Annotated in this window: 15 protein-coding genes; 6 read left to right on the top strand and 9 right to left on the bottom strand. The window is 31.2% G+C overall.

All coding sequences use genetic code 11. The features are described from left to right. Window positions 1-2 precede the first annotated feature (2 nt). A complete protein-coding gene (locus tag Q0876_RS11085) occupies window positions 3-1,667 on the bottom strand; it encodes a solute:sodium symporter family transporter (RefSeq protein ID WP_299227796.1) in 1,665 nt (554 codons plus the stop codon). Window positions 1,668-1,747: 80 nt separating this feature from the next. Then, window positions 1,748-2,626, bottom strand: a complete 879-nt coding sequence (locus tag Q0876_RS11080; protein WP_299227793.1) for an alpha/beta hydrolase — start codon at window positions 2,624-2,626, stop codon at window positions 1,748-1,750. A 169-nt stretch (window positions 2,627-2,795) separates the two neighbouring features. Between Q0876_RS11080 and Q0876_RS11075 the strand changes: the two genes are divergently transcribed. Continuing rightward, the gene (locus tag Q0876_RS11075) at window positions 2,796-3,461 is read left to right on the top strand and encodes an SGNH/GDSL hydrolase family protein (protein WP_299227783.1); all 666 of its coding nucleotides are present in this window, start codon (window positions 2,796-2,798) and stop codon (window positions 3,459-3,461) included. Window positions 3,462-3,515: 54 nt separating this feature from the next. Here the strand turns inward: Q0876_RS11075 and Q0876_RS11070 are convergent, their stop codons facing one another. Further along, window positions 3,516-4,940 (bottom strand): serine hydrolase, encoded by a 1,425-nt coding sequence (locus tag Q0876_RS11070; protein WP_299227781.1) that lies wholly within the window; start codon window positions 4,938-4,940, stop codon window positions 3,516-3,518. 343 nt (window positions 4,941-5,283) lie between these two features. Here Q0876_RS11070 and Q0876_RS11065 point away from each other — a divergent pair, with 343 nt between their 5' ends. Beyond that, entirely contained in the window at window positions 5,284-5,850 is a 567-nt protein-coding gene (locus Q0876_RS11065) for a hypothetical protein (protein ID WP_299227778.1), read from the top strand. A 1,227-nt stretch (window positions 5,851-7,077) separates the two neighbouring features. Here Q0876_RS11065 and Q0876_RS11060 read toward each other — a convergent pair. The 5 genes from Q0876_RS11060 to Q0876_RS11040 all read right to left on the bottom strand — a co-directional run bounded on the left by Q0876_RS11060 (window position 7,078) and on the right by Q0876_RS11040 (window position 14,913). Beyond that, the gene (locus Q0876_RS11060) at window positions 7,078-8,007 is read right to left on the bottom strand and encodes an alpha/beta fold hydrolase (protein ID WP_299227775.1); all 930 of its coding nucleotides are present in this window, start codon (window positions 8,005-8,007) and stop codon (window positions 7,078-7,080) included. A 104-nt stretch (window positions 8,008-8,111) separates the two neighbouring features. Next, entirely contained in the window at window positions 8,112-8,948 is an 837-nt protein-coding gene (locus tag Q0876_RS11055; RefSeq protein ID WP_299227772.1) for a TlpA disulfide reductase family protein, read from the bottom strand. 220 nt (window positions 8,949-9,168) lie between these two features. Further along, window positions 9,169-10,386 (bottom strand): T9SS type A sorting domain-containing protein, encoded by a 1,218-nt coding sequence (locus Q0876_RS11050; RefSeq protein WP_299227769.1) that lies wholly within the window; start codon window positions 10,384-10,386, stop codon window positions 9,169-9,171. A 7-nt stretch (window positions 10,387-10,393) separates the two neighbouring features. Beyond that, complete coding sequence (locus tag Q0876_RS11045; protein ID WP_299227765.1) at window positions 10,394-12,283, bottom strand: zinc-dependent metalloprotease; 1,890 nt, start codon at window positions 12,281-12,283, stop codon at window positions 10,394-10,396. A gap of 5 nt (window positions 12,284-12,288) precedes the next feature. Beyond that, complete coding sequence (locus Q0876_RS11040) at window positions 12,289-14,913, bottom strand: T9SS type A sorting domain-containing protein (RefSeq protein WP_299227762.1); 2,625 nt, start codon at window positions 14,911-14,913, stop codon at window positions 12,289-12,291. A gap of 378 nt (window positions 14,914-15,291) precedes the next feature. Here Q0876_RS11040 and Q0876_RS11035 point away from each other — a divergent pair, with 378 nt between their 5' ends. Together Q0876_RS11035 and Q0876_RS11030 are read left to right on the top strand one after the other, a co-directional pair. Next, complete coding sequence (locus tag Q0876_RS11035; RefSeq protein ID WP_299227759.1) at window positions 15,292-16,065, top strand: LytTR family DNA-binding domain-containing protein; 774 nt, start codon at window positions 15,292-15,294, stop codon at window positions 16,063-16,065. Window positions 16,066-16,067: 2 nt separating this feature from the next. Continuing rightward, window positions 16,068-17,159 carry a sensor histidine kinase gene (locus Q0876_RS11030; RefSeq protein ID WP_299227756.1) on the top strand — a complete coding sequence of 364 codons (1,092 nt, stop codon included), beginning with the start codon at window positions 16,068-16,070 and terminating at the stop codon, window positions 17,157-17,159. 83 nt (window positions 17,160-17,242) lie between these two features. On the opposite strand, the gene mnmE is transcribed toward Q0876_RS11030, so the two are convergent. Continuing rightward, on the bottom strand, window positions 17,243-18,634 hold the full coding sequence (mnmE, locus tag Q0876_RS11025; protein WP_299227753.1) for a tRNA uridine-5-carboxymethylaminomethyl(34) synthesis GTPase MnmE: 1,392 nt from the start codon (window positions 18,632-18,634) through the stop codon (window positions 17,243-17,245). Between the two features lie 143 nt (window positions 18,635-18,777). Between mnmE and Q0876_RS11020 the strand changes: the two genes are divergently transcribed. Further along, window positions 18,778-19,941 carry a TlpA disulfide reductase family protein gene (locus Q0876_RS11020; protein WP_299227750.1) on the top strand — a complete coding sequence of 388 codons (1,164 nt, stop codon included), beginning with the start codon at window positions 18,778-18,780 and terminating at the stop codon, window positions 19,939-19,941. Window positions 19,942-19,955: 14 nt separating this feature from the next. Continuing rightward, a complete protein-coding gene (locus Q0876_RS11015) occupies window positions 19,956-21,125 on the top strand; it encodes a TlpA disulfide reductase family protein (protein ID WP_299227747.1) in 1,170 nt (389 codons plus the stop codon). Window positions 21,126-21,127: the final 2 nt, after the last annotated feature.

The following is a 21,127-nucleotide window of genomic DNA, read 5'->3' as shown; positions in this document are numbered from 1 at the left end:
GTTTATGAAAAATAGATATAAATACTTATTACAATAATACAAATTAATATCCCAACCTGTTTAGTATATCGCCATGGTGTAATATCGACTAATTTCGTAAATTTTTGATTGTATGATACTTTAAGAGGCCTTGCATAACCAATAATTAACATTATTAGAACATTAAAAATAAATAATAATGCCATGATATGTAAAAAATGTGGATAAGCTCCAGCTGCAATTACATCCAAACTTGCTTTATCAGTAATCTCATTCAATTTAGCGATTTCAAGAGCACCTTTCTCAAATTTAGGTCTTAAGATAAATTCACTAATAATATATAATATTGACCCAGATAACAGCCCAATTTTAGCAGCTAAAGCAGGCACTCTCTTTGTAGTGAAACCAACAAAAATAATAGTTAGTATAGGAATACTATAAATACCATTTACTTGTTGTAAATAATCAAAAATACTCTCCAAATTTTGAAACAAAGGCGCGATACACATGGCAGCAAAGGCTAATATTACGCCAAATATTTTACCATACTTTACAACAGTAACTTCATTTGCACTTTTATTTATATGTTGTTTATATATATCTACCCCAAATAAAGTAACCGAACTATTCAACACACTATTGAACGAGCTTAGAATTGCTCCGAATAAAACGGCGACAAAGAAACCAATAAGCTCTTTAGGCAAAATATTACGTACTAATTCTCCATAGGCTTCATCTTGTTTACCAATATCTAAAGGCAACAAACCATTATCACAAATGTAAAATGCAATAACCCCTGGTAACACGACAATTAATGGCCCTAAAATTTTAATAAAAGAAGCTAATAGAAGTCCTTTTTGTCCTTCTTTTAGATTTTTTGCACCTAGAGCTCGCTGAATAATTTGCTGATTCGTTCCCCAATAAAATAATTGTACAAGCATCATGCCTGTAAAAATGGTTGAAAAGGGTACAGAGGCAGATTTATTACCAATGGCATCAAACTTTTCGGGAATTTGTCTTTGTAAAATAGCAACTCCATCAAATACATTACCATCTCCGACAATTAATAAGCCAAATACAGGTATTAACAAACCGCCTATAAGTAAACCGATAGCGTTAATAGAATCTGAAACTGCTACTGCTTTTAAACCTCCAAAAACAGCATAAATAGAGCCTATAATTCCAATGCCCCAAATACAAATCCATAAAGCCGCTTTATGAGATACACCAAGCATATTTGGAATATCAAACATACCACTAATAGCTAAAGAGCCAGAGTATAGTATAGTTGGCAGTAACACAACAACATATCCTGTTAAAAATAAAACTGAAGTCATTGTTTTGGTAGTTACATCAAAGCGCTCTTGTAAAAATTGAGGCACAGTTGTTAGTCCGCTTTTTAAATATCTTGGCAATAAAAAAACGGCAGTAACTACCATGGCGATAGCTGCTAAAGTTTCCCAAGCCATAACTAAAATACCTTCTGTAAAAGCTGAGCCGTTGAGCCCAACAATTTGTTCAGTAGATAAATTAGTAAGCAATAATGATCCTGCAATCACTCCAGCCGTTAGACTTCTACCACCAAGAAAATACCCATCAGATGAAGACTCGTTTGTTGATCGTGTAGCCAAATAGGAAATTACTGCCACTAAAAGTGTAAAACCAACAAATGAAATGATTCCAATCATATACTATAGTCGTTGAATATGAATACTAATATAAACCATTCAAAAAACAATACAATATATGGGAAACATTATTGCTTACTTTAATCCACTGTTTTCTTAGTTTGTATTAACTCAGAATTTAAAATCGTTTTATTTAAAAACTCAAAAACAGCTTCCATCTCTTCAAAAGCAATTGCAGCAACTTCGTGCTTACCACTTTTCACTTTGTGCAGATAGTAAGCCTTTTCAAGCTGATCTAATTGATCTGCTATTGCTTTTGAACCATCAAGAATCAAATATCCTGGATCATCATGATGACATAAATGGTGTGCTGCGGTACTGTAGGGTACAATAGCATCTTCTACTCCATGAAATAAGACTGTTGGAATGGCATTCGCTTCAGTGATATAACTCACATCAAGTAGAGCTCCAGCAAATGATACAACACCAGCAAACGAAACCTCATTGTAATGCGATGTGTCTTCTATAAAATAATCATTCATGAATACTGCATTTAATATAGTCTCTGCTCCTGCACTACTTCCTGCAGCTATAAGTTTCGTTGTATCAATATTGAGCTTATCATTATGCGCTATGAGATACTTTGAAGCATCTAGAAAATCTTCAATGGCACTAGCAAATGTAAATAGCTTATCTTCTTTAGGGCAATTACACCCAAAACCAGTTTTGGCGCCTTTTCTTAACAATCTATAAGATATTGAAACTCCAATGTAATCTTTAGAAGTGATGTAATTCATAAACTTCATTTCTTCAGTACCAAATCTATTCCCGCCAGCAAAACCTCCACCATGCATCCATATAATTACTGGAAGTCTTTGATCTTTAGTAATAGACTTAGGAGTGTATACATCCAACTTTAAAGAATCTTTTGCTTTTACCGCATACGTGTATGTCTTTACATCTTGAGTATTAGCTACTAATGTGAAAAGAAAAAAGAAATAAAAAAGTGCAGATCTCATAAATCTAGAGTTGGAAAAATAAAAAACTATTTAAATAGTTCTAAAGATTAAGAACAAATATACCAATTTGCTTATTGGATGATAATACGTTAACTTTGATTTATGCAGAAATGAAATTATATGTATTGAAATTATAGATGTTGGATCATTGATGCGTTAAAAAATAAATATGATGAAGGCACCAAACTTATTCTTTTCAATATGTGTTTTATTACTTATTTCGTGTACCTCTAGCGATTCTGTTGATTACACCGTACCAACAAACGCTGAACAACCCGAAGACACATTTGATCCAAATGCAGATTACAACATTCTTTTTGTTGGCAACAGTCTTACTTACTATAATAATCTACCATTGTTAGTTAAGACTGAAGCTGCTTCAAGAGGTGTTATTGTTAATACTAAAATGCTTGCTAGTAGTAATTATGCCATTGTAGACCATTGGGCAGATGGTGAGGTGCAAACACTTATCAGCTCAGGCATATACGATTTTGTAATTATTCAACAAGGTCCATCATCTCAACAAAGCGGCTATGATATGCTCTTGAATAGTGGTGCTGATTATGCTGCAATATGCGAAGCCAATGATGCGAGATTAGCGTATTATATGGTTTGGCCAGCAATTGTTAATTACTTCACATTTGATAATGTTATAGCCAATTATACAGCTGCTGCAGAAGCCAATAATGCAATTTTATGTCCTGTAGGTAGGCGCTGGAAAGAACATTTTGATCAAACGAATGATTTTTCATATTATGGCTCAGATCAATTTCACCCTTCGCTTCAAGGGAGTCGAATTGCTGCCGAAGTTATTGTTCAGTCACTAGGACTGTAGACTGATTATTACTCTCCAATACAAAACTACTAATAATGCTTTTGTATATGCGCCTTATTTTCTACCTATATTCGTTATTCGGACAGTTTCATTTTTTTCTAATTCATGTGGAATTTCAGGGTTAGAATTAAAAACTATTCTGCATTCAGTTGAACCATTTCCGCGTAAAACAACTAAAACACTATCATTAAATACTTTGTAACCATATATACTTACGTTACCTAGTTCTTGAGAAATGAATCCATTTTCATCTCTTACGATCTCAAATACTCTTTTTTCAACAGCACTACCAAAAGACACAGATTGTAAACTTTCATTATTGTCCCACACTATTAAATCTTTGTATTTGAAATTGCCAGGATTAAGTGAAATTTGTGAGTAATCATCTAAAGCTTCAAAGTCACTAATTTCTTTTTTATTACCCATAACTACAGATGATAAATTATTAATTGCAATTTGAGTGTTTTGAAGAATAGGGGTTGGACCGTCAGAATTGTTCAAAGTAATTATGAATTCTTGTTTATCATTCATCCAGATCATATTTCTATAGCCAGGTAAATATCCTGCAAACATTTTATTTGATTGTTGTTTCTTAAATCCAAAATCGGAAAAGAACAAACTTCTTGTTTCTGAAGCTATAAAAGAATCGTCGTAAATGGTTTCAATAAGCTCTTTTATTGTATTAATATCTGTAGAAATACCTCCAGAAGCATATCTACTCTTTGTATCAAGAGCAGAATTTCTGGTTTCAATATTATTACCAGAAATAAAATGATTCTTAATAGATTGATCATTAGAAATAGTAAGTTCATTGAATGAATCACCATTTCTGTTGAGTATTAGCCTTACTGCATCAATATAAGGCATTTTCATTTGTTTCTCAATCAACATGCCTAAATACCAATATGCTATATTACTGTAAGAAATACGAGATCCTGGTTTGAATCTAGTTTGTATGCTATCAGATTTAGTCAATAATGAATTATAAGCCATTCCGTCAGCATCAAAATTTATCTTTTTCATATCTCTAGGAAACTCTCTAGGAAGTCCAGATGTGTGATTTAACAACTGTCTTATTGAAACACTATCAGACCATTTCCCTCTTAAATCATGAATACAGGATGATAATTTTTCATCTAATTCAACTTTACCATCTTGATAAAGTTTGAGAATACAAGTAGCTGTAAATAGTTTGGTTAGAGATGCAATATTGAACTTAGAATTAGTACTTACTTGACGATGTAAAATATTAGAATCATAATCGTAATAACCAACTTTTTTAAAAAATGCCGTATCACTTAATTTTATATATAATTCACCATTCAAAATCTTAGCATTCGAATAATTATCGATCAATTCATTAATTTTATTAATCTTATTACTTGAATTATCACACGAAATCATTACAATAAAGCCAAGTAAAACAAGACTCTTTAAATACTGCCTACATTTAATTAGTTTTCTGAATGGATTATTCATAGAATATAGTATATTATTGGTAGTTAGACTATAATACTTTTAGTCTATTAAAAAACAACTACGGTTTAGCCTTATTTAAAAGTCTATGTTTTAAGTAAGAAAAAAGGTGAAATTATTGCTAAATTCTTCTGGTTAAAATCTATAATATGAGTCAATGATCAGAATATGAATTACTTAAAAACTAACTTTTATTAGTTATTGCCGATAAAGGAAGTAACTTTTCAATGATTATAAATCATACGAGTGCGCGATAAAAATTCAAAACAATTATTTTTCAAAAAGCAAAGGTTGGCAAAATAAACTAGAACAGTATTATTTCTTATCTTTCAGTATATTTATTATCTTGATTAAGATATCACAAGTCAACTTTAAAAACATCAAAATGAAAATTTCTAAAATGTATAACATTCTTGTATTTGTTTTAAGCATAACAATAATCACAAGTATCCATAGCTGTAAAAATGTAGATAAAGAGTATCATGAACAGTTAGTTAAGATGCATACCGAAATGGATTCCATTCACAAAAAGATGGAGGAAATCCATGCTAAATTTGAAAAAGAACATGAAATGTGGCAGAGTAAACATCAGGTCATGGACAGTGTTTCAAACGAGGAAAATCATAGGAATTATGGAGAAGAGCATTCCAGGATCATTGAAAAACATGCATCATTAATAAAAAAGCATGAAGCTTTGATGAACGAACATGAAAAGGTAGAACAAAGTCATCTCGATGGTGATAAATCGATTGAAGAAATTAAAGTTGAACACAAAAAACTTAAATCCGATCACAAAATGATGGAGAGTGAGCACGAAATAATGGTCAAAGAACATGAGGAAATGAAGTCAGAACATAAAAAAATGCTATTAGAGCATGAAAATTCGGGTTCTGAAAATGGTAATAACCAATAGTTTCAGTCAAATATTCCAACTAAAAATGAATAAAGCACGGTTTAAATAGATTCATTTTTGATTAACTCGTTAGATTTCTCAAAGCTTTCTGAGGAGATAAAATCATTAGAATTTTGAGATTTAGCAAAAGTAAAAACAGTAATAAGAAATAATCAAAAGAGCTTTTGTTTAAATTTCCATCTGATAAATTTAGATATGTTTTTCATTATTTGCATGTATTTGCAATTAATTATTGGAAAACTTTCTTTAGGCTTTGCTCTGCTGCCTATATACTTCTTTAAAAGTGAGCCTGAGTCAGCTCTCAATACAACAATCACATTTTCTTTGGAATAAGTGCTATATACTCTCCACTATTTTCTCTTGCAAAATACCTTTTGTTTTTTTCATCAATCCACCATAAATAACCATAGCCGTAATAATAATCTCTGCCAGTAGTAATTTGCTTGGACTAAGAATTCTTCACCTAATTTTTAGGAACAATATGGCAGAAAAGTTTAATACAAGTAGTATTTCCAAAAAATAACTTGCTAAACAATTAAGAAAAACAGAATGAATGAATGAATGAATGAAGTAAGCTCAAGAAGTTGGCAAACAAATGAATAAATATATACCCAATTTATTTAAATTACTCTTCTCATATTTATAAGGTATTTTAAGAAAAAGGAAGCAAATACTGCAGGTTATAACAAACTATTTCCCGATACAGAAAATAATTAGTTATTATTCATAAAAATCTAACCATTGAGAAGTACAAATTTGAGACAAAAACTTTATAATTAATTAAATGAAAATCAAATATATAATTTCAATTTGATAAAATATAAATTTAAAAGTAGAACTAACAAATTACTAATTAAATTAAATTAATTTATATTTTTAAAATAAACCTCTAAGAATAATTTTGATAAGTAGAGTCATACTAAAACCTAAACTATTATATGAGCATTAAAGATTACTTTACTATCTCTATCTATTTATACGAAATGTATTGAATTTTACTAGTTAAGAAAATTCATTAATACTTAATCCATATTGATAATGCTTTAAAAATTTTTAATATTTCAAGATCAGCTTATAAAAACTATTATTACGCATAAATGCGAATCTTCATATTTTAAATGGTGTAATAGTGCCATTATTGGCTATTAGAATTCTATATCACAAACCTTTACTTCCTTTATGTTAAAAGCTTATATATAAAGTCCTAAAGACCATTATCAACTATAATTAGGGTTGATTATTAATGGCCTTAAAAAAATCTAAAACACTTTTGTAATATGCTTCAGGTTGGTCTAACCATCCATAATGAGCACAGTTATCTATCAAATTCAACTCTGAGTTTGTTAAAACCTCATGGATTGTTTTAGGCACGTCTGTCGAAATGATGTCGTCCTTACCATGAATAATAAGAACAGGCTTTTTAAACTGTTTTAATTTTTCACTACAGTCAAAGTTTTGTAAAATCATATCTTGTATCAACAATTGATTAATGATAATATTAACTTTTGCCAATCGAGTAGCTATATAATTAATATTTTTTTTGTTCTGTAAATAAGCATTTGCCAAATACTTTCCGCGCTGGTATTTAGCTTGATATGTAGTGTCACCAGAGCTTATTTTCGTAGTCCAATACAGTAGTGAATCTTGTTGTACTTTGTTTAATCTTGTACTTGGGTTGACTGAAAATAAAGACTTTATACTAAGGCCAGCAGAAGATGACAATACAAGTGCTTTTACATTATCAGGATACTCAGATGCATAATATGATGCTAACATTCCTCCAAATGAATGTCCAAAGATAATCCACTCGTCTAAACCTAAATCTTGTCTTATAGACTCAATATCTCGTAACATCGAATCCATGTTAACTGTTTCTTTACTTAGTTCATTGAGTTTTGATTTGCCAGTTCCTCTTTGGTCATAAAGTATAACGGTATTAGTAGTCTGGATTTTTTTTGCTACAGCTTCTAAACCATCACTATCTAGGCCAGGACCACCATTGATGATTAAAATGGTTTGCTTCAACTTATCTGTATTTTCAAAAACTTTATAATGAATGGTTTCATTCTCTAAGTTTATAAATTTTGAATCTTGCGCATTAATAATAGTAACCACCAAAAAGAATAAATAGATGACAATGTTTTTTTTAAGTCTCATTTGTATTTAGTTTTTTAAAGATTAATAGATAAAATATTCCTTTAAGCTTACCGAATAAATGAAGCTATCAATTTAGTTGTATAGGAGGTAATACTTATTTAACATTATAGTAACCTATCAATATGATTTGACAAGTCTTCTTCAATTGTTTCACTGAATCCAAATTCAATGAACTTAACCTTACCGTTTTTATCTAATACCATATTCGCTGGGAAGCTTTGTATTTCAAGCGTTTGCCTTATATAATCACCCATGGAAGGCACTATTGAATATTTAAAAGAAGTGTTATTTAAAAATTCAACTAACTTTACTTTTTTATCAAGAGCTGGCGCTATAAAAACTACATCTTTGTCTTTATATTTTTCCACTAAATTATTTAGCTGTGGCATTTCTTTAATACACGGTCTGCAATTCACAAACCAGAAGTTAAGTACTACAATCTTATTATTAACATTAATTAGATTGCCTTTGAGATCGTAAAAATCTGTTTTAGGTATTGTTTTGTTTAAATATTTCGTCTTTAAAATTTCTTTATCTTTTTCAAAAGAATCATCAACAGAATTATTAATAGATAATTTAAAAGAATCAACCTCCTTTGAATTTACAAGTTGATAGGTATACTTTTTACCACTATCTACTAACGCTTTAAACTTTTGCTTAGATAGTTCTTTACCTTCTTCATCAAAAAATTGATATACATTTTTCTTTTCAATTTGTATTTTGGGTTTATTAATATTCTTGGTTGGCAGAAAAACTATAGTTTTTTCTACCCCATTAATAACACTTTTTCTGATTTTAAGTGTTTTTCCATATTCAATCTTTAAACTGTCAAATTGTTTTACACTTAGCTTATTGTCGTCTGAATCATAATAATTTGACTGAGAACTTACTGATGAGCAAAAAAGAAATAAACTAAAAACCATTATTAATTTAAACTTCATAATCTGTTTAGTCATTAGTAGTTCTATTTCTGAGTTTATAGAGAAAGTAAAGACTCGCTAAAACAAATACAGATCCAAGACCCGTACTGAAGTCCGTAATTTCACTATTTATATTTATACTGTTGCTCAGTAGTTTTGGCACACCTAGCAAGAGTAACCCAACTATTAGGAACCAAATTTTTTGATTTTGTAAATTGATTTTTGATTTCATTATTTCTAATTATTTTTTTATGAGCTTCCCTTGATTTACGATATTTGAATTGTTATATATGGTGTACAAATAGTTTCCTGCAGCTAAACTTGCGAGATCGATTACAATTTTAAGCTTCCCATCATTAGTTTTTATGTTTTTAATCTCTTTTACCACCTTTCCGTTTAAGTCAAATAATTTAAGATTGAGGTTTTCTGAACTGACAGCTAAATCTGATTCTATTAAAAATTTATCTGTGACTGGATTAGGATAACCATTTAAGTTTGATAACGGATTCACAGACTCAACTGACAGACTCCCAGATTGTACGCCTTTTATTAGACGAATGAGTTGTGGGTTTAGAGTACTAATATTAGGATTAGTAGAGCTATTGATGTAAATAGAATCACCTGTTTGGGTTACTGCTACTCCGTTGGGATACATAAAACGAGACGTTGTAGCATCACCATCTGTATTTCCCAAAACTCCACTACCAGCTAGTAATTCTGCTGTTGGTTGCGGAAATTCATCTTCTAAACTTAGTGAGAAGATTCGATGCCCTGCAAAACTCGCTATATATAATCTGTTTGAAACTGGATCATAGTCCAAATGGCCATTCCCAGCTCCAGTACTACCGATTATTGACGTTGCTCCATTTGGTGTTATTTTTATTATGTTAGGATTTGAAAAATTCACAACATAAAGATTATCGTTCTCGTCGATAGTAATTCCATTTGGACAATTAAATATCGAGGCATTTCCTGAAGCGAAAAGTGTTGACACACCAGAAGGTGTTACTTTTCTAATTGTATTATTACCGCAATTACACACATAAAAATTATCGTTGCTATCAAATATTATACCTACAGGACCAGAAATACCCGTGTTAGTTACAAATGTTCTAATACCATTTATAACCTTATAAATAGCACCAGCTCCAATATCGGATTGGTATAAAACTCCGTTACTATCGAAAGCATTTCCAGAAGCTCCTATAAAACCTTGCGAGTAAACTGTTAAATTTAATTCTGTATCTAGTTTCCAGACACTATTAGGTTGACCATCAACATCTCCTCCTGAAAGAAAGTCACCAAAATCACCAATGTACAAATTCCCTTCATTATCTAGAGATAAACCACCACTTCCTGTAAAAGGTGATGTTAAGGTATTAACAGTAATATCTTCCTGTGCATTACTATTCATCGAAATGAATAGTAATATCAGTATTAACTTTAAGCATTTCATCATTTCTGTATTAGTTTTTAATTATTTTAATTGTATCTACTACATCGTTGTTCACTATAGCCTTTAAAAAATAAATTCCATTAGAAACTTCCATAGGAATATTCAGAGATTGAATATTTTGCTTCTTAATTGTCTTGATTTGTTGACCAATTGTGTTGAACAACTGAATCTCAACAGAGCTATAGCTCGTACCAAAATTAACTGTTATATTGTCCTTTGTTGGATTGGGGAAAACAGAAATAGAATTCTTAACTGACGATATATCTTCAATATTAAGTAGATTTCTACCTATAGTTACTCTACTATTATTTTGAGGGATTCTATAATTATCTATCTCTAATCCGTCAGTACCATCAGCATTCTCAATACCAATTAATATTGGATTAGGTCTAAAATGCATTTGGCTGGGGTAGTATCCTTCCATATCTAGATATTGATATCTAATTAGACCATCAGGATTAGAGGCATTCTTAGTATAAATCATTTGAAAAGTATTGCTTCCTGTAAACCCAGTTAAAGGTGTGTAAAATGGAACATTTTCATAGGTAACTATAAACGTATCAATATTATTAGACCAATAATAAATTTTACCAATGTTACCTGTTCCAGTAAAATTAAGGTCAGTTAAAAAGGGGGCAAAGAAATCGTTATTTGAGTTTTGCCAAGGAATATTACCTAAAATTAGACCTGATGCACCTGAATTTGGAATTATATTAGTCGTCGAGGAAAGCGAAACATATCCATTAGAGCCAATATATATTTGACCAAAATTTTGATCATAAAATTTACCATTAAATCCAATATCAAAAGGTCCAACAACATTGTCGTCTAATAAACCTGTGATTTCTGTTCCAGTAGCACTTATATCTACCCAATCATTTGGATTGATATTTTCTTCCTCTGTAAATTCATAGCCAAAATTGTCCGAGTTAACATATGGTATCTGGGGATTCGTAGTATCTAACCAAACATTTCTTAAGGGATGCGATTCTATATAACAATGCATCCTTGCCACCTGTTGTGGTGTAAATACTAACTTGTTATCAGAGTAACTCATATAGTTAGTATGCGGTATAGAACCAAAAGGGATACCATTACAGTCATTAGTAGCGTTAAATCCTGGACTTGTAGTACGATCTTGTGGTGGTGTATCTGAACACCAATCACCTACATCGTCACCTATAGAATTCATATTCTCTGCACAATTATCAAAACAACTTGGAACTTCTTGCGAGCCACGAAAAGTATGTTCCAATCCTAATAAGTGACCTATTTCATGAGTAAACGTTGACCTCATGTTCCAAGGATAGGCTTGAGCTAGCGTACTTATAAGCACACCGAGCTGCCCGATTGGCTGGCCACTAACGGTTTGCCAAGGAAACCATGCCGCAGATACGTTTATTAAATAATCTGTAAAGAAAACATTACAGTATTGATCCGTTTCCGTAGCATAAGTAAAAAAAAGTGTTCCTAATTCATTTCCATTTGCAATTTCAAGCATATCGGTATCATCAATATACTCTATAAAATATGTAAATTGAATGCCGTATTCAGCAAAGTCTTTATTAAGATGATGATATTCCATAGCTACTGCATGATCTGATATTGCAGCATTAAGTCCATTATCATCTCTAACAATTCTAGCTTTGGTTTTAATTATTTTCATAGGTTGTGAGCCGACATAAGTGTAGCTGTCTCTAATAGACGCATCATCACAAGCAAAATTTTGAGAACAATTGGCTAGTCTCTCTAAACCCATTACATTTCTAATTTCTTCAGTACCACAATCACTTATGGGAACAGAAGTTAAGCTTCTATCTTTTTGAGCAAATACTCCTGTATTCATAAAGAGTAAACCGAATAATAATATAATAGCTTTCGTTTGTAATTTTTCTCTCATAGCCTTTATTTTACAATTAATCTTTTTGTTTTTTCAATGTTATTTGATGACATCTTTATGAGATAAGTTCCAGATGATAGCGTTTTCACATCCAAGTTAAAAGTGTTAACACCTTGATTGAGATTTCCATTGTAGATGGAACTTACTAATTGCCCTAGCAAATTATAAACTTCAATATTAACTGTACTTAATGCCTGTTTTACTTTAATCTCAATTATTCCATTGGATGTCATCGGATTAGGATATATGTTAATAACATTGTCTTTAGTAGAAAACGATTCAACCGAAAGTGCATCATTAACAACATCTCTCTGCCAAATTCCGTGACCATGAGTTGCAATTCTAATTTTCCTATTTGAAGGTGATAAATTTAAATCCATTACCATAGTAGCATCAGGAAGTGCATCACTAAAATCCTCCCAAGAGGTTCCTCCATTTTCAGAATAGTAAACCCCTAAATCATTTCCTACATAAATATCATCTGAGTTCAATGGATCTACTAATATGGTGTTTGTCGGTAAGTCTGGTAATCCATTTTGTATAGATATCCAACTATCTCCTGCGTTAGTAGATTTATAGACATGGTCAGTTCCAAACCCAGAAAAAGTTGCATATAAAACATCATCATTAGAAGGGTCAATTTCGATATCTTTACATATTCTATTTGGTAAACCACTTGAAATATTTGTAAACGTCACACCACCATCAACAGATTTTAAAATCTTAGGTGGTATGCTAGGCAGCCCAGCTAATGGTACTGTTGACATTGCTACATAAAGAATATCTGGATTGATATTAGAAATTGCGATTTTTGAAACTACATTCGTTCCGTCGATTGGTTGGGTTCTTGTTGGACTCCAACTTTGACCACCATTCAATGACTTATATAATATTCTTGTTCCAGCATAAATCATATCGTAATTTGTTGGTGCTAATTCATAAGGTGCTAAAAACGCTGAATAATCGTTAGCAATAAGTGTTGGTGCTATACTAATCCAATTATCACCTCCATCAGTAGACTTAGCAAGACCTCCAATACCTTGCAGTGAGCCATATACAATTTGGTCATCATCTTGATTGACAGATGCAGACATACCATCTCCACCAATGACCTTAAACCAAGAAGGACTGCCTTTGTAAACCCATGTTGAATTATCTTGTGCACCACCTATACAAAAATTAGGGTTTGTTGGTGAACTTGCCATATTAGGGTAAAATTGAGTGGTTTGTAATCCTCCATTGTGAGTTACAAATGTCTCTCCCGCATCACTTGAAGAGAAGACACCACCATCAGTTGCATAGAATATTTTATTGGGAACAAGAGGATGATAATAAACAGCATGTATGTCTGCATGCACGTAAGTAGGCCCACCTTCTGGCTGTGTAACTGTAATTTCTCCAAATGTTTCAGTTGTCCAATCAGATTTTTGAATGAAATTTATTCCAGCATTCGTTGATTTCCATGTATTTATCCCAGTATATATAATTTCATTTGAGTTCAGTGGATTGATAGCAATATCATGAGAATACCATCCTTGAAATTGAGCAATATTTTGGTTATTGATGTACGACCAATTTACACCTCCGTTGGTTGATTTAAAAATGCCACCAGGAGTTGTAGGTTGAGTATTAAAAAAACCAACTTGTACTGATGCATATAAGGTATTAGAATTTGATGGGTCTATAGCTAGTTTAGCATTGCCAGACCATGCAGGTATTAAACCACTATCTATTAGCTCAGTAAATGAATTACCTCCATTTGTGGATTTAAATATTCCTGAGAGAGATGGATTTAAGTTTGAATTAAAAGCGCCTTGAGTAACATAGATAATGTTATCATTAGTAAAATCTATTTCTATATCAAAACAATTGGGTTGATTGAATACCAATGACCAATTATCACCTCCATCAATACTTCTATACACGCCATCGGTTGTAGCAGCAAAAATTAATAAGGAATTTTGATTACTGATTTCAATATCTTGGACACCTTTTAAATCTGAATTGTCAAACTGAAGGGTATTAGACCAACTGGAACCTCCATCGATTGATTTCAATACTCCTATGCCATAAGTCCCTCTAGTTAATCTGTTTAATGTTCCTGGTTCAGCTAGACTCGATCCATAATTCTCTCCTGTGCCTATAAAAAGAATGTTTGGATTGGTTTGATCAATAGCAACAGCTGAAACACCTAAAACTGGAAACCCAGTAGGTACATAATTCCAGGCATTTTGACCAATTCCTTGTGTTTCTGTTTTCCACAAGCCTCCACTAGCTGTACCTGCATATATAATATCTTGGTTAGTTGGGTGAAACGCTAGGCTTAATGTTCTACCACCAATATTCTCTGGACCTAAACTTTCCCATTCGCCTTCGATTAATGATGATCTACGAAAACTTTGAAATCGTTTTTCTTCAAAAGCATTTTTATACTTTTCTATCGAAATACTCTGATTTGGATAGGTTCTTTCGAAAGCCCATAGGTCTAGACTTTTTTCTGCTCCTGATTTTTTTTCATTATGAAAGTCAGTAGATTTTTCTTTATTAAAAATTGTATTATTTTTAATTGCTACAATACAAATAATAAAAAGAGCTAAAACCGCTAGTTTAACAGATATTTTCTTTTTCATTATATCTAAATTAATTTGATTTGTCATCAAATTAAAATACATCTTATGTTATCTATAATATGTGCTGATAACCAGAGTATTTTAATATTAAATTGAATTGCTTTTTCTTTTAAAGTTAGGTAGTTATATAGATGATTTGGAACAAATGTTTTGAACTAATAGTATTATGGTTTAGGATACTAGCTTTTTGTTTTGAGTTAAAAAAAGCTCAAATCTCCTTTAATGTAAATGTTTTGAACACATAATTTTTAGAGTTGAATTACTTTTAATATGCTTCGGAATATTTATTAATCGTTTTATTTTATTTGGTTTTGCGGAAAGAGTTTATCTGTATTCATTAAATTTATACCATATTGTGGATATTAAAATTAGTTTAAGATGCCTTTAAATTGCTTAATTATAGATGATGAAAACCTAGCTAGGAGGCGTTTATTTGATTTAATTGAAAAAAGAAATGAGTTAAAGATCTTGGCAGAATGTAAAACTGGTAATCAAGCCATATTAGATATTAACACTATAAAACCTGAGTTAATATTCTTGGATATTGAAATGAAAGATATGACAGGTTTTGATGTTTTAAAGCAAGTTAATCACAAACCCTTAGTTATTTTCGTCACTGCCTATAAAGATTATGCCATTAAAGCTTTTGAGTTTTTTGCTTTTGATTATTTACTAAAACCATTCAATAAAAAGCGATTTAATGTTACGGTTGATAGAGTGGTTTCATTTCATAATAGTCTTAATAATGAATGGGAAACATCAAAATTAGATGACTTACTAAATCATTTAGAAAATCGTTATTCACAGTCGTTATATAAATCTTACAAAAAACGTCTTGCTGTAAAAAGCGGTAATGAGATTATTTTTGTCAATTACCAAGATATTACCTATATAAAAGCATCTGGAAGCTATATAGAAATATACAGTATCAATAAAAATTATGTGATTCGCTCTTCTTTGAATAAAATTATGGAAGAACAAACTAATGATTTTTTAGTACGAATTCATAGGTCTACAATTATAAATATTCATTTTGTGGATAAGCTTATTTATTCCGATTATGCAGAGATAGATGTCAAAATGAGTGATGGGTCACTTTATAGAGTCAGTAAAAGCTATAAGAAAAATGTTCAAAAGTTGTTGGGAATATAAATATGTCAAAAAAATATATTGATATTAAACTCATTAAGTATCTCGCAAGATTTTATACTATAATTACAATATTATTGATTTTAGTACAGATGTACTGGAAATCACTAGGGCAATTAGATAATATTGGAATCCCGTTTCTAACTTACATCTACTACAATTATATATTAAAGTGGTTTGCAGTATTGATCTTTATGATATTTGTGAGTTACATTACAAAATTAATGTTTGAAAGAAACTGGAACTCAAAACTAATAATTGTTGTACACCTTATACTATCTTTAGTTATTCAGGTGTTTGTGTTTTTTACTTCTATTTCGATAATAGCTATTACATCTAATCGCAATTTTAAAGAATTTTTGCCTTATTTTAAAAGTGAGTATATGAGGTACCTAGGGGAAAACGTGATGATTTATTTTTCCATGCTAGGCATAATGTACATATATTATTATCTAAAAAAAATAAGAATAGTTGAAGTTCAAAAGTCCAAATTGGAAACACAGCTTGTCAACTCTAAATTAAATATGCTAAAAGCCCAGTTAAACCCTCACTTTGTTTTTAACACTTTGAATAGTATATCATCTCTTGTAGATATAGATAAAGAAAAATCTCAAGATATGATTACAAATTTTGGTGACTTATTTAGAGATATCTTAGATCTTAAAGATGCGAATCTTATTCCTTTAAGCCAAGAATTAGAAATGCTAGAAAAGTATATCGATATTATATCTGTTAGGTTTGAGGATCATATAAGTTTTAAAAAAGATATTAATGTAGACTGTTATGGCATTTTAGTACCTGCATTACTTTTACAACCTATTATTGAAAATTCGGTAAAGCATGGTTATTCTCTACAAATAACAGATATAGAAATATGCCTCAAAATTTCAACAGTGAATAATATGCTAATTATTATTATAGATAATAGTGGTAAATCATTAAACAATGGGTTAAATGATTTATTTAAAACAGGTTTAGGACTTAAAAACATTAATGAGCGCCTTGAAACTCTTTATGGCGAACACTTTGAGTTTAGCATGGTAAATAAAGAAAATAATTTAGGTGTAAAAACAATTATTAAAATCCCAATTCAATAAAATAATTAAACTATACGAAACTGAAAATATAAGATATAAATTTGTTTTAATTTACTTATATATGGATGCATAGTTTGCGTTAGTTACTTTCCGATACAGAAATTAGCAAAAATATTGCCTAACAGATCATCATTAGTAATCTCGCCAGTAATCTCGCCAAAATGATACAATGCTTGCCTAATATCTATAGCTAATAAATCTCCCGAAAGTCCTGAGTCTAATCCGTATTTAACTTTTTGAATCTCTTCAAACGCTTTTAATAGTGCATCATAATGACGCGTATTGGTCACAATGGTTTCGTTATTTCGAAGAGCTCCTGTATTGATTAAATTGAGAAGCGAATTAGTAAGCTGTTCTACACCAAAACCAGTTTTTGCAGAAAGTAATTGAATACCTTCTATTTTATTTTGAAGTACTGCTAATGCACTATCACTCAACTGATCTATTTTATTTGCTATGATAAGTAATGGCTTTTGTGGATACTTATTTTTTATTTTTTCGATTTCAACTTGAATGGTTTTTAAATCTGAAGTTTTCTGAGAACTATCAAACAGATAAATTACCACCTGAGCTTGATCAATTTTTTCAAAGGTTTTTTTAATTCCAATCGACTCAACTACATCTTCAGTTTCTCTAATACCAGCAGTATCAATAAAGCGGAAACCTACGCCTCCAATTGAAATTTCATCTTCAATCGTATCTCGTGTTGTACCTGCAATTTCTGAAACTATAGCACGCTCCTCATTAAGTAACGCATTTAACAATGTAGACTTCCCAACATTAGGTTCGCCAACAATAGCAACAGGAATCCCATTTTTAATCACATTACCAACAGCAAACGAATCGATCAAACGTTTTAATACAAAAGTAATTCTATCGACTAAAGCTTTAAACTGAGAACGATCAGCAAACTCAACATCTTCTTCAGCAAAATCCAATTCCAATTCAATTAATGATGCAAAATTGAGAAGTTCTTCGCGTAATTTGGCTATTTCAGAAGAAAATCCACCTCGCATTTGCTGCATAGCGACCTGATGCGATGCTTCATTATCACTTGCAATCAAATCAGCTACAGCCTCAGCTTGAGACAAATCTAATTTTCCGTTTAAAAAAGCACGTAAAGTAAACTCTCCCGCATTAGCCATTCTACACCCTTTACGCAAAAACAACTGAATGATCTCTTGCTGAATGTATAAGCTACCATGACACGAAATCTCTACAACATCTTCACCAGTATAAGAATTTGGATTTTTAAATATAGAAACTAATATTTCATCTATCACACGTTCATCGTCAACAATATGACCTAGGTGAATGGTATGTGTAAACTGATCTTTTAGTAATTTATTAGTTGTAACCGACTTAAAATGATCATCTACCACAGAAATCGCATCGTTACCAGAAAGCCTTATGATGGCAATAGCTCCACTTCCAGAAGCTGTTGCTAACGCTACAATTGTATCTTGATGAGTCATTGATAATTGTTTTTTACAAAAATATTGCAATTTTGGATTTAAAGTATGTTTTATTAAAGTTCTTTAAGTTTTTATTAATAAAAATGAATGGATGGTTTTTTACATAACTTACTATATTTGTAGCTCAACTAAATAATAAAATCATGAAGAAGATTACGACTATATTAGTTTTATGCCTATTATTTACAGCATGTAAAACTGAGCAAAAAGAAAAAGTTCAAAGAGATGGCTATTATGTAACCGGAAATGCACCTGGCGTATACAATGGCATTAGAGCTTATTTGAATTCTACAGATGAGCGTGGTAGACAAGTAGCTATTGATACAGCTATCGTTATGAATGAGAAGTTTGTTTTTGAAGGTAAAGTCACAAATCCACAGATCTCGTTCCTTACCATTAACAGTGTAAATGGTCTCTTTCCATTTGTTTTAGAAGATGGTGAAATTAACATTGATGTTAATGCAGACAATATAAGAAACTCAACAGTAGGAGGTAGTGATGGTAACAAAGCATTAGTTGAATTTGAGAAAGAATTTAAATCGATGAGCAAAGAACTCCAAGATTTAAACAAACAACTAAATCTACAAACCATGCAAGGCGTTGAAGCTAGCTCTAATCCTCTTAATACTAAAATTGCAGATCTCACAGCTAAAATGGGTGCATATCCATTTGAATTTATCGAGAAAAATAAGGATAATGTATACTCGCTTATATTGATTGAAGGGATGACGAGAAATAATAAAGCAAATTTTGATGAAGTTCTTAAAGCTTTTAATAGTTTAGATGAAGGCTTAAAGAACTCTGCTAAGGCACAAATTGTAAACACACAAATTAAGGTTGCTAAAACAAAGCAAGATGCAGTTGCTGCCACAGAAATTGGCAAATTAGCTCCTACATTTTCAGCTCCAACACCCGATGGAAAAACATTATCACTAAATGATGTAAAAGGTAAATTAACCCTTGTAGATTTTTGGGCATCGTGGTGTAAGCCTTGTAGAAGAGAGAATCCAAACGTGGTTAAAGTTTACAATAAATACCATGATAAAGGTTTAGAGATCATTAGCATCTCATTAGATGGCAGTCGAACTCAAAAAGATCCTAAAAATGCTTGGCTTAAAGCTATAGAAGACGATAAACTTACTTGGAATCATGTATCAAACTTAAGTTATTTTAACGACCCTGTTGCTAGAGCATATAATGTACAATCCATTCCTGCTACATTTTTGTTGGATGAAAATGGTACAATTGTAGCAAAAAATTTAAGAGGTCCTGCGCTTGAAAACAAAGTTGCAGAGTTATTGAATTAAACATTTTTTAAGCAATGAAAATTCAGGTTATTTACCTCTTTATATGTATCTGCTTAGTTTCTTGTAAAAAAGAGAATAGTACAGCTGATGTACTCGTCAAAAAAGAAGGCTATACAATTATTGGTAATGCACTTGGTATGTATAATGGTACAAGAACATACTTGAAAAGTTTAGATGAAAAAGGGCGTTTAGTTAATAGAGATACTGCTATTATAATGAATGAAGCATTTGTTTTTGATGGCAAAGTAGACTCACCCGAAATTTGGTACTTGTATGTAAATAGTATTGACTTTCCTTTATCATTAGTAATTGAAAATGCAGCATTATCTATTGAGCTTGATAAAGGGGAAATCAAACATTCAAAAGTTCTTGGAACAGATTTTAATAATGCCATAACTAATTATTACTCTGAATTAAAAGCTTTAAACGATACGCTTGAAACGACTAGTAAACTTTATAGAGACCATCTTATCAATAAAAAGATTGTCGCTGGTATGACTGAACAGATAATTCAATTTAAAGAACAGATCGCGTACCATCCTCATCAATTTATAAAAGACAATCCAAAAAATCCATTTTCAATACTTCTTTTAGACCAAATGCTACGAAGAGGTGATATTAATCATGAGCACATGGTTACATCATTTGATTACATACAAAGTGATCTTAAACAAACCACATTAGGAAAAAAGGTATCTAAAAGAATGCCTGAGATAAAAAAGCAGTATGATAAGATTATCGCTACTAATATTGGTAAAATTGCTCCAGATTTCTCAGGATTGACACCTAGAGGTAGAACGCTCAAGTTAAGTGATGTAAAAGGTAGAGTTACCATTATAGATTTTTGGGCATCTTGGAGTAAACCATGTAGGATAGAAAACCCAAAAACAGTAAAAATTTATAATAAATATCACGATAAAGGCTTAGAAATTATCGGTGTTTCATTAGACGGAAATCGGAATCAAAAAAACCCAAAATCGGATTGGATAAACGCCATTAAAGAAGACGGGTTAAATTGGAACCACGTGTCAAGTCTAAGCTACTATAATGATCCAATTGTAAACGACTATAATATAAAATCGATTCCTACTACGATTATTTTAGATCAAGAGGGTAAAATTGTAGCAAAGAACCTTAAAGGGAAAGCTCTTGCGCTTAAAATTGAAGAGTTACTTAATTTATAATC

It is taken from the genome of uncultured Psychroserpens sp. (assembly GCF_947503375.1).
GTDB lineage: Bacteria > Bacteroidota > Bacteroidia > Flavobacteriales > Flavobacteriaceae > Psychroserpens.
Note: the sequence above shows the minus strand (reverse complement) of the source record. Positions and strands in the feature narration are given on the sequence as shown.

Bases quoted from the DNA above. Each gene is read 5' to 3' on its own strand.
- Q0876_RS11045 (WP_299227765.1), bottom strand. From the start codon at position 12,283: ATGAGAGAAAAATTACAAACGAAAGCTATTATATTATTATTCGGTTTA.
- Q0876_RS11075 (WP_299227783.1), top strand. From the start codon at position 2,796: ATGATGAAGGCACCAAACTTATTCTTTTCAATATGTGTTTTATTACTT.
- Q0876_RS11035 (WP_299227759.1), top strand. From the start codon at position 15,292: ATGCCTTTAAATTGCTTAATTATAGATGATGAAAACCTAGCTAGGAGG.
- Q0876_RS11040 (WP_299227762.1), bottom strand. From the start codon at position 14,913: ATGAAAAAGAAAATATCTGTTAAACTAGCGGTTTTAGCTCTTTTTATT.
- Q0876_RS11080 (WP_299227793.1), bottom strand. From the start codon at position 2,626: ATGAGATCTGCACTTTTTTATTTCTTTTTTCTTTTCACATTAGTAGCT.
- Q0876_RS11055 (WP_299227772.1), bottom strand. From the start codon at position 8,948: ATGAAGTTTAAATTAATAATGGTTTTTAGTTTATTTCTTTTTTGCTCA.
- Q0876_RS11085 (WP_299227796.1), bottom strand. From the start codon at position 1,667: ATGATTGGAATCATTTCATTTGTTGGTTTTACACTTTTAGTGGCAGTA.
- Q0876_RS11030 (WP_299227756.1), top strand. From the start codon at position 16,068: ATGTCAAAAAAATATATTGATATTAAACTCATTAAGTATCTCGCAAGA.
- Q0876_RS11020 (WP_299227750.1), top strand. From the start codon at position 18,778: ATGAAGAAGATTACGACTATATTAGTTTTATGCCTATTATTTACAGCA.
- Q0876_RS11060 (WP_299227775.1), bottom strand. From the start codon at position 8,007: ATGAGACTTAAAAAAAACATTGTCATCTATTTATTCTTTTTGGTGGTT.
- Q0876_RS11050 (WP_299227769.1), bottom strand. From the start codon at position 10,386: ATGATGAAATGCTTAAAGTTAATACTGATATTACTATTCATTTCGATG.
- Q0876_RS11070 (WP_299227781.1), bottom strand. From the start codon at position 4,940: ATGAATAATCCATTCAGAAAACTAATTAAATGTAGGCAGTATTTAAAG.
- mnmE (WP_299227753.1), bottom strand. From the start codon at position 18,634: ATGACTCATCAAGATACAATTGTAGCGTTAGCAACAGCTTCTGGAAGT.
- Q0876_RS11015 (WP_299227747.1), top strand. From the start codon at position 19,956: ATGAAAATTCAGGTTATTTACCTCTTTATATGTATCTGCTTAGTTTCT.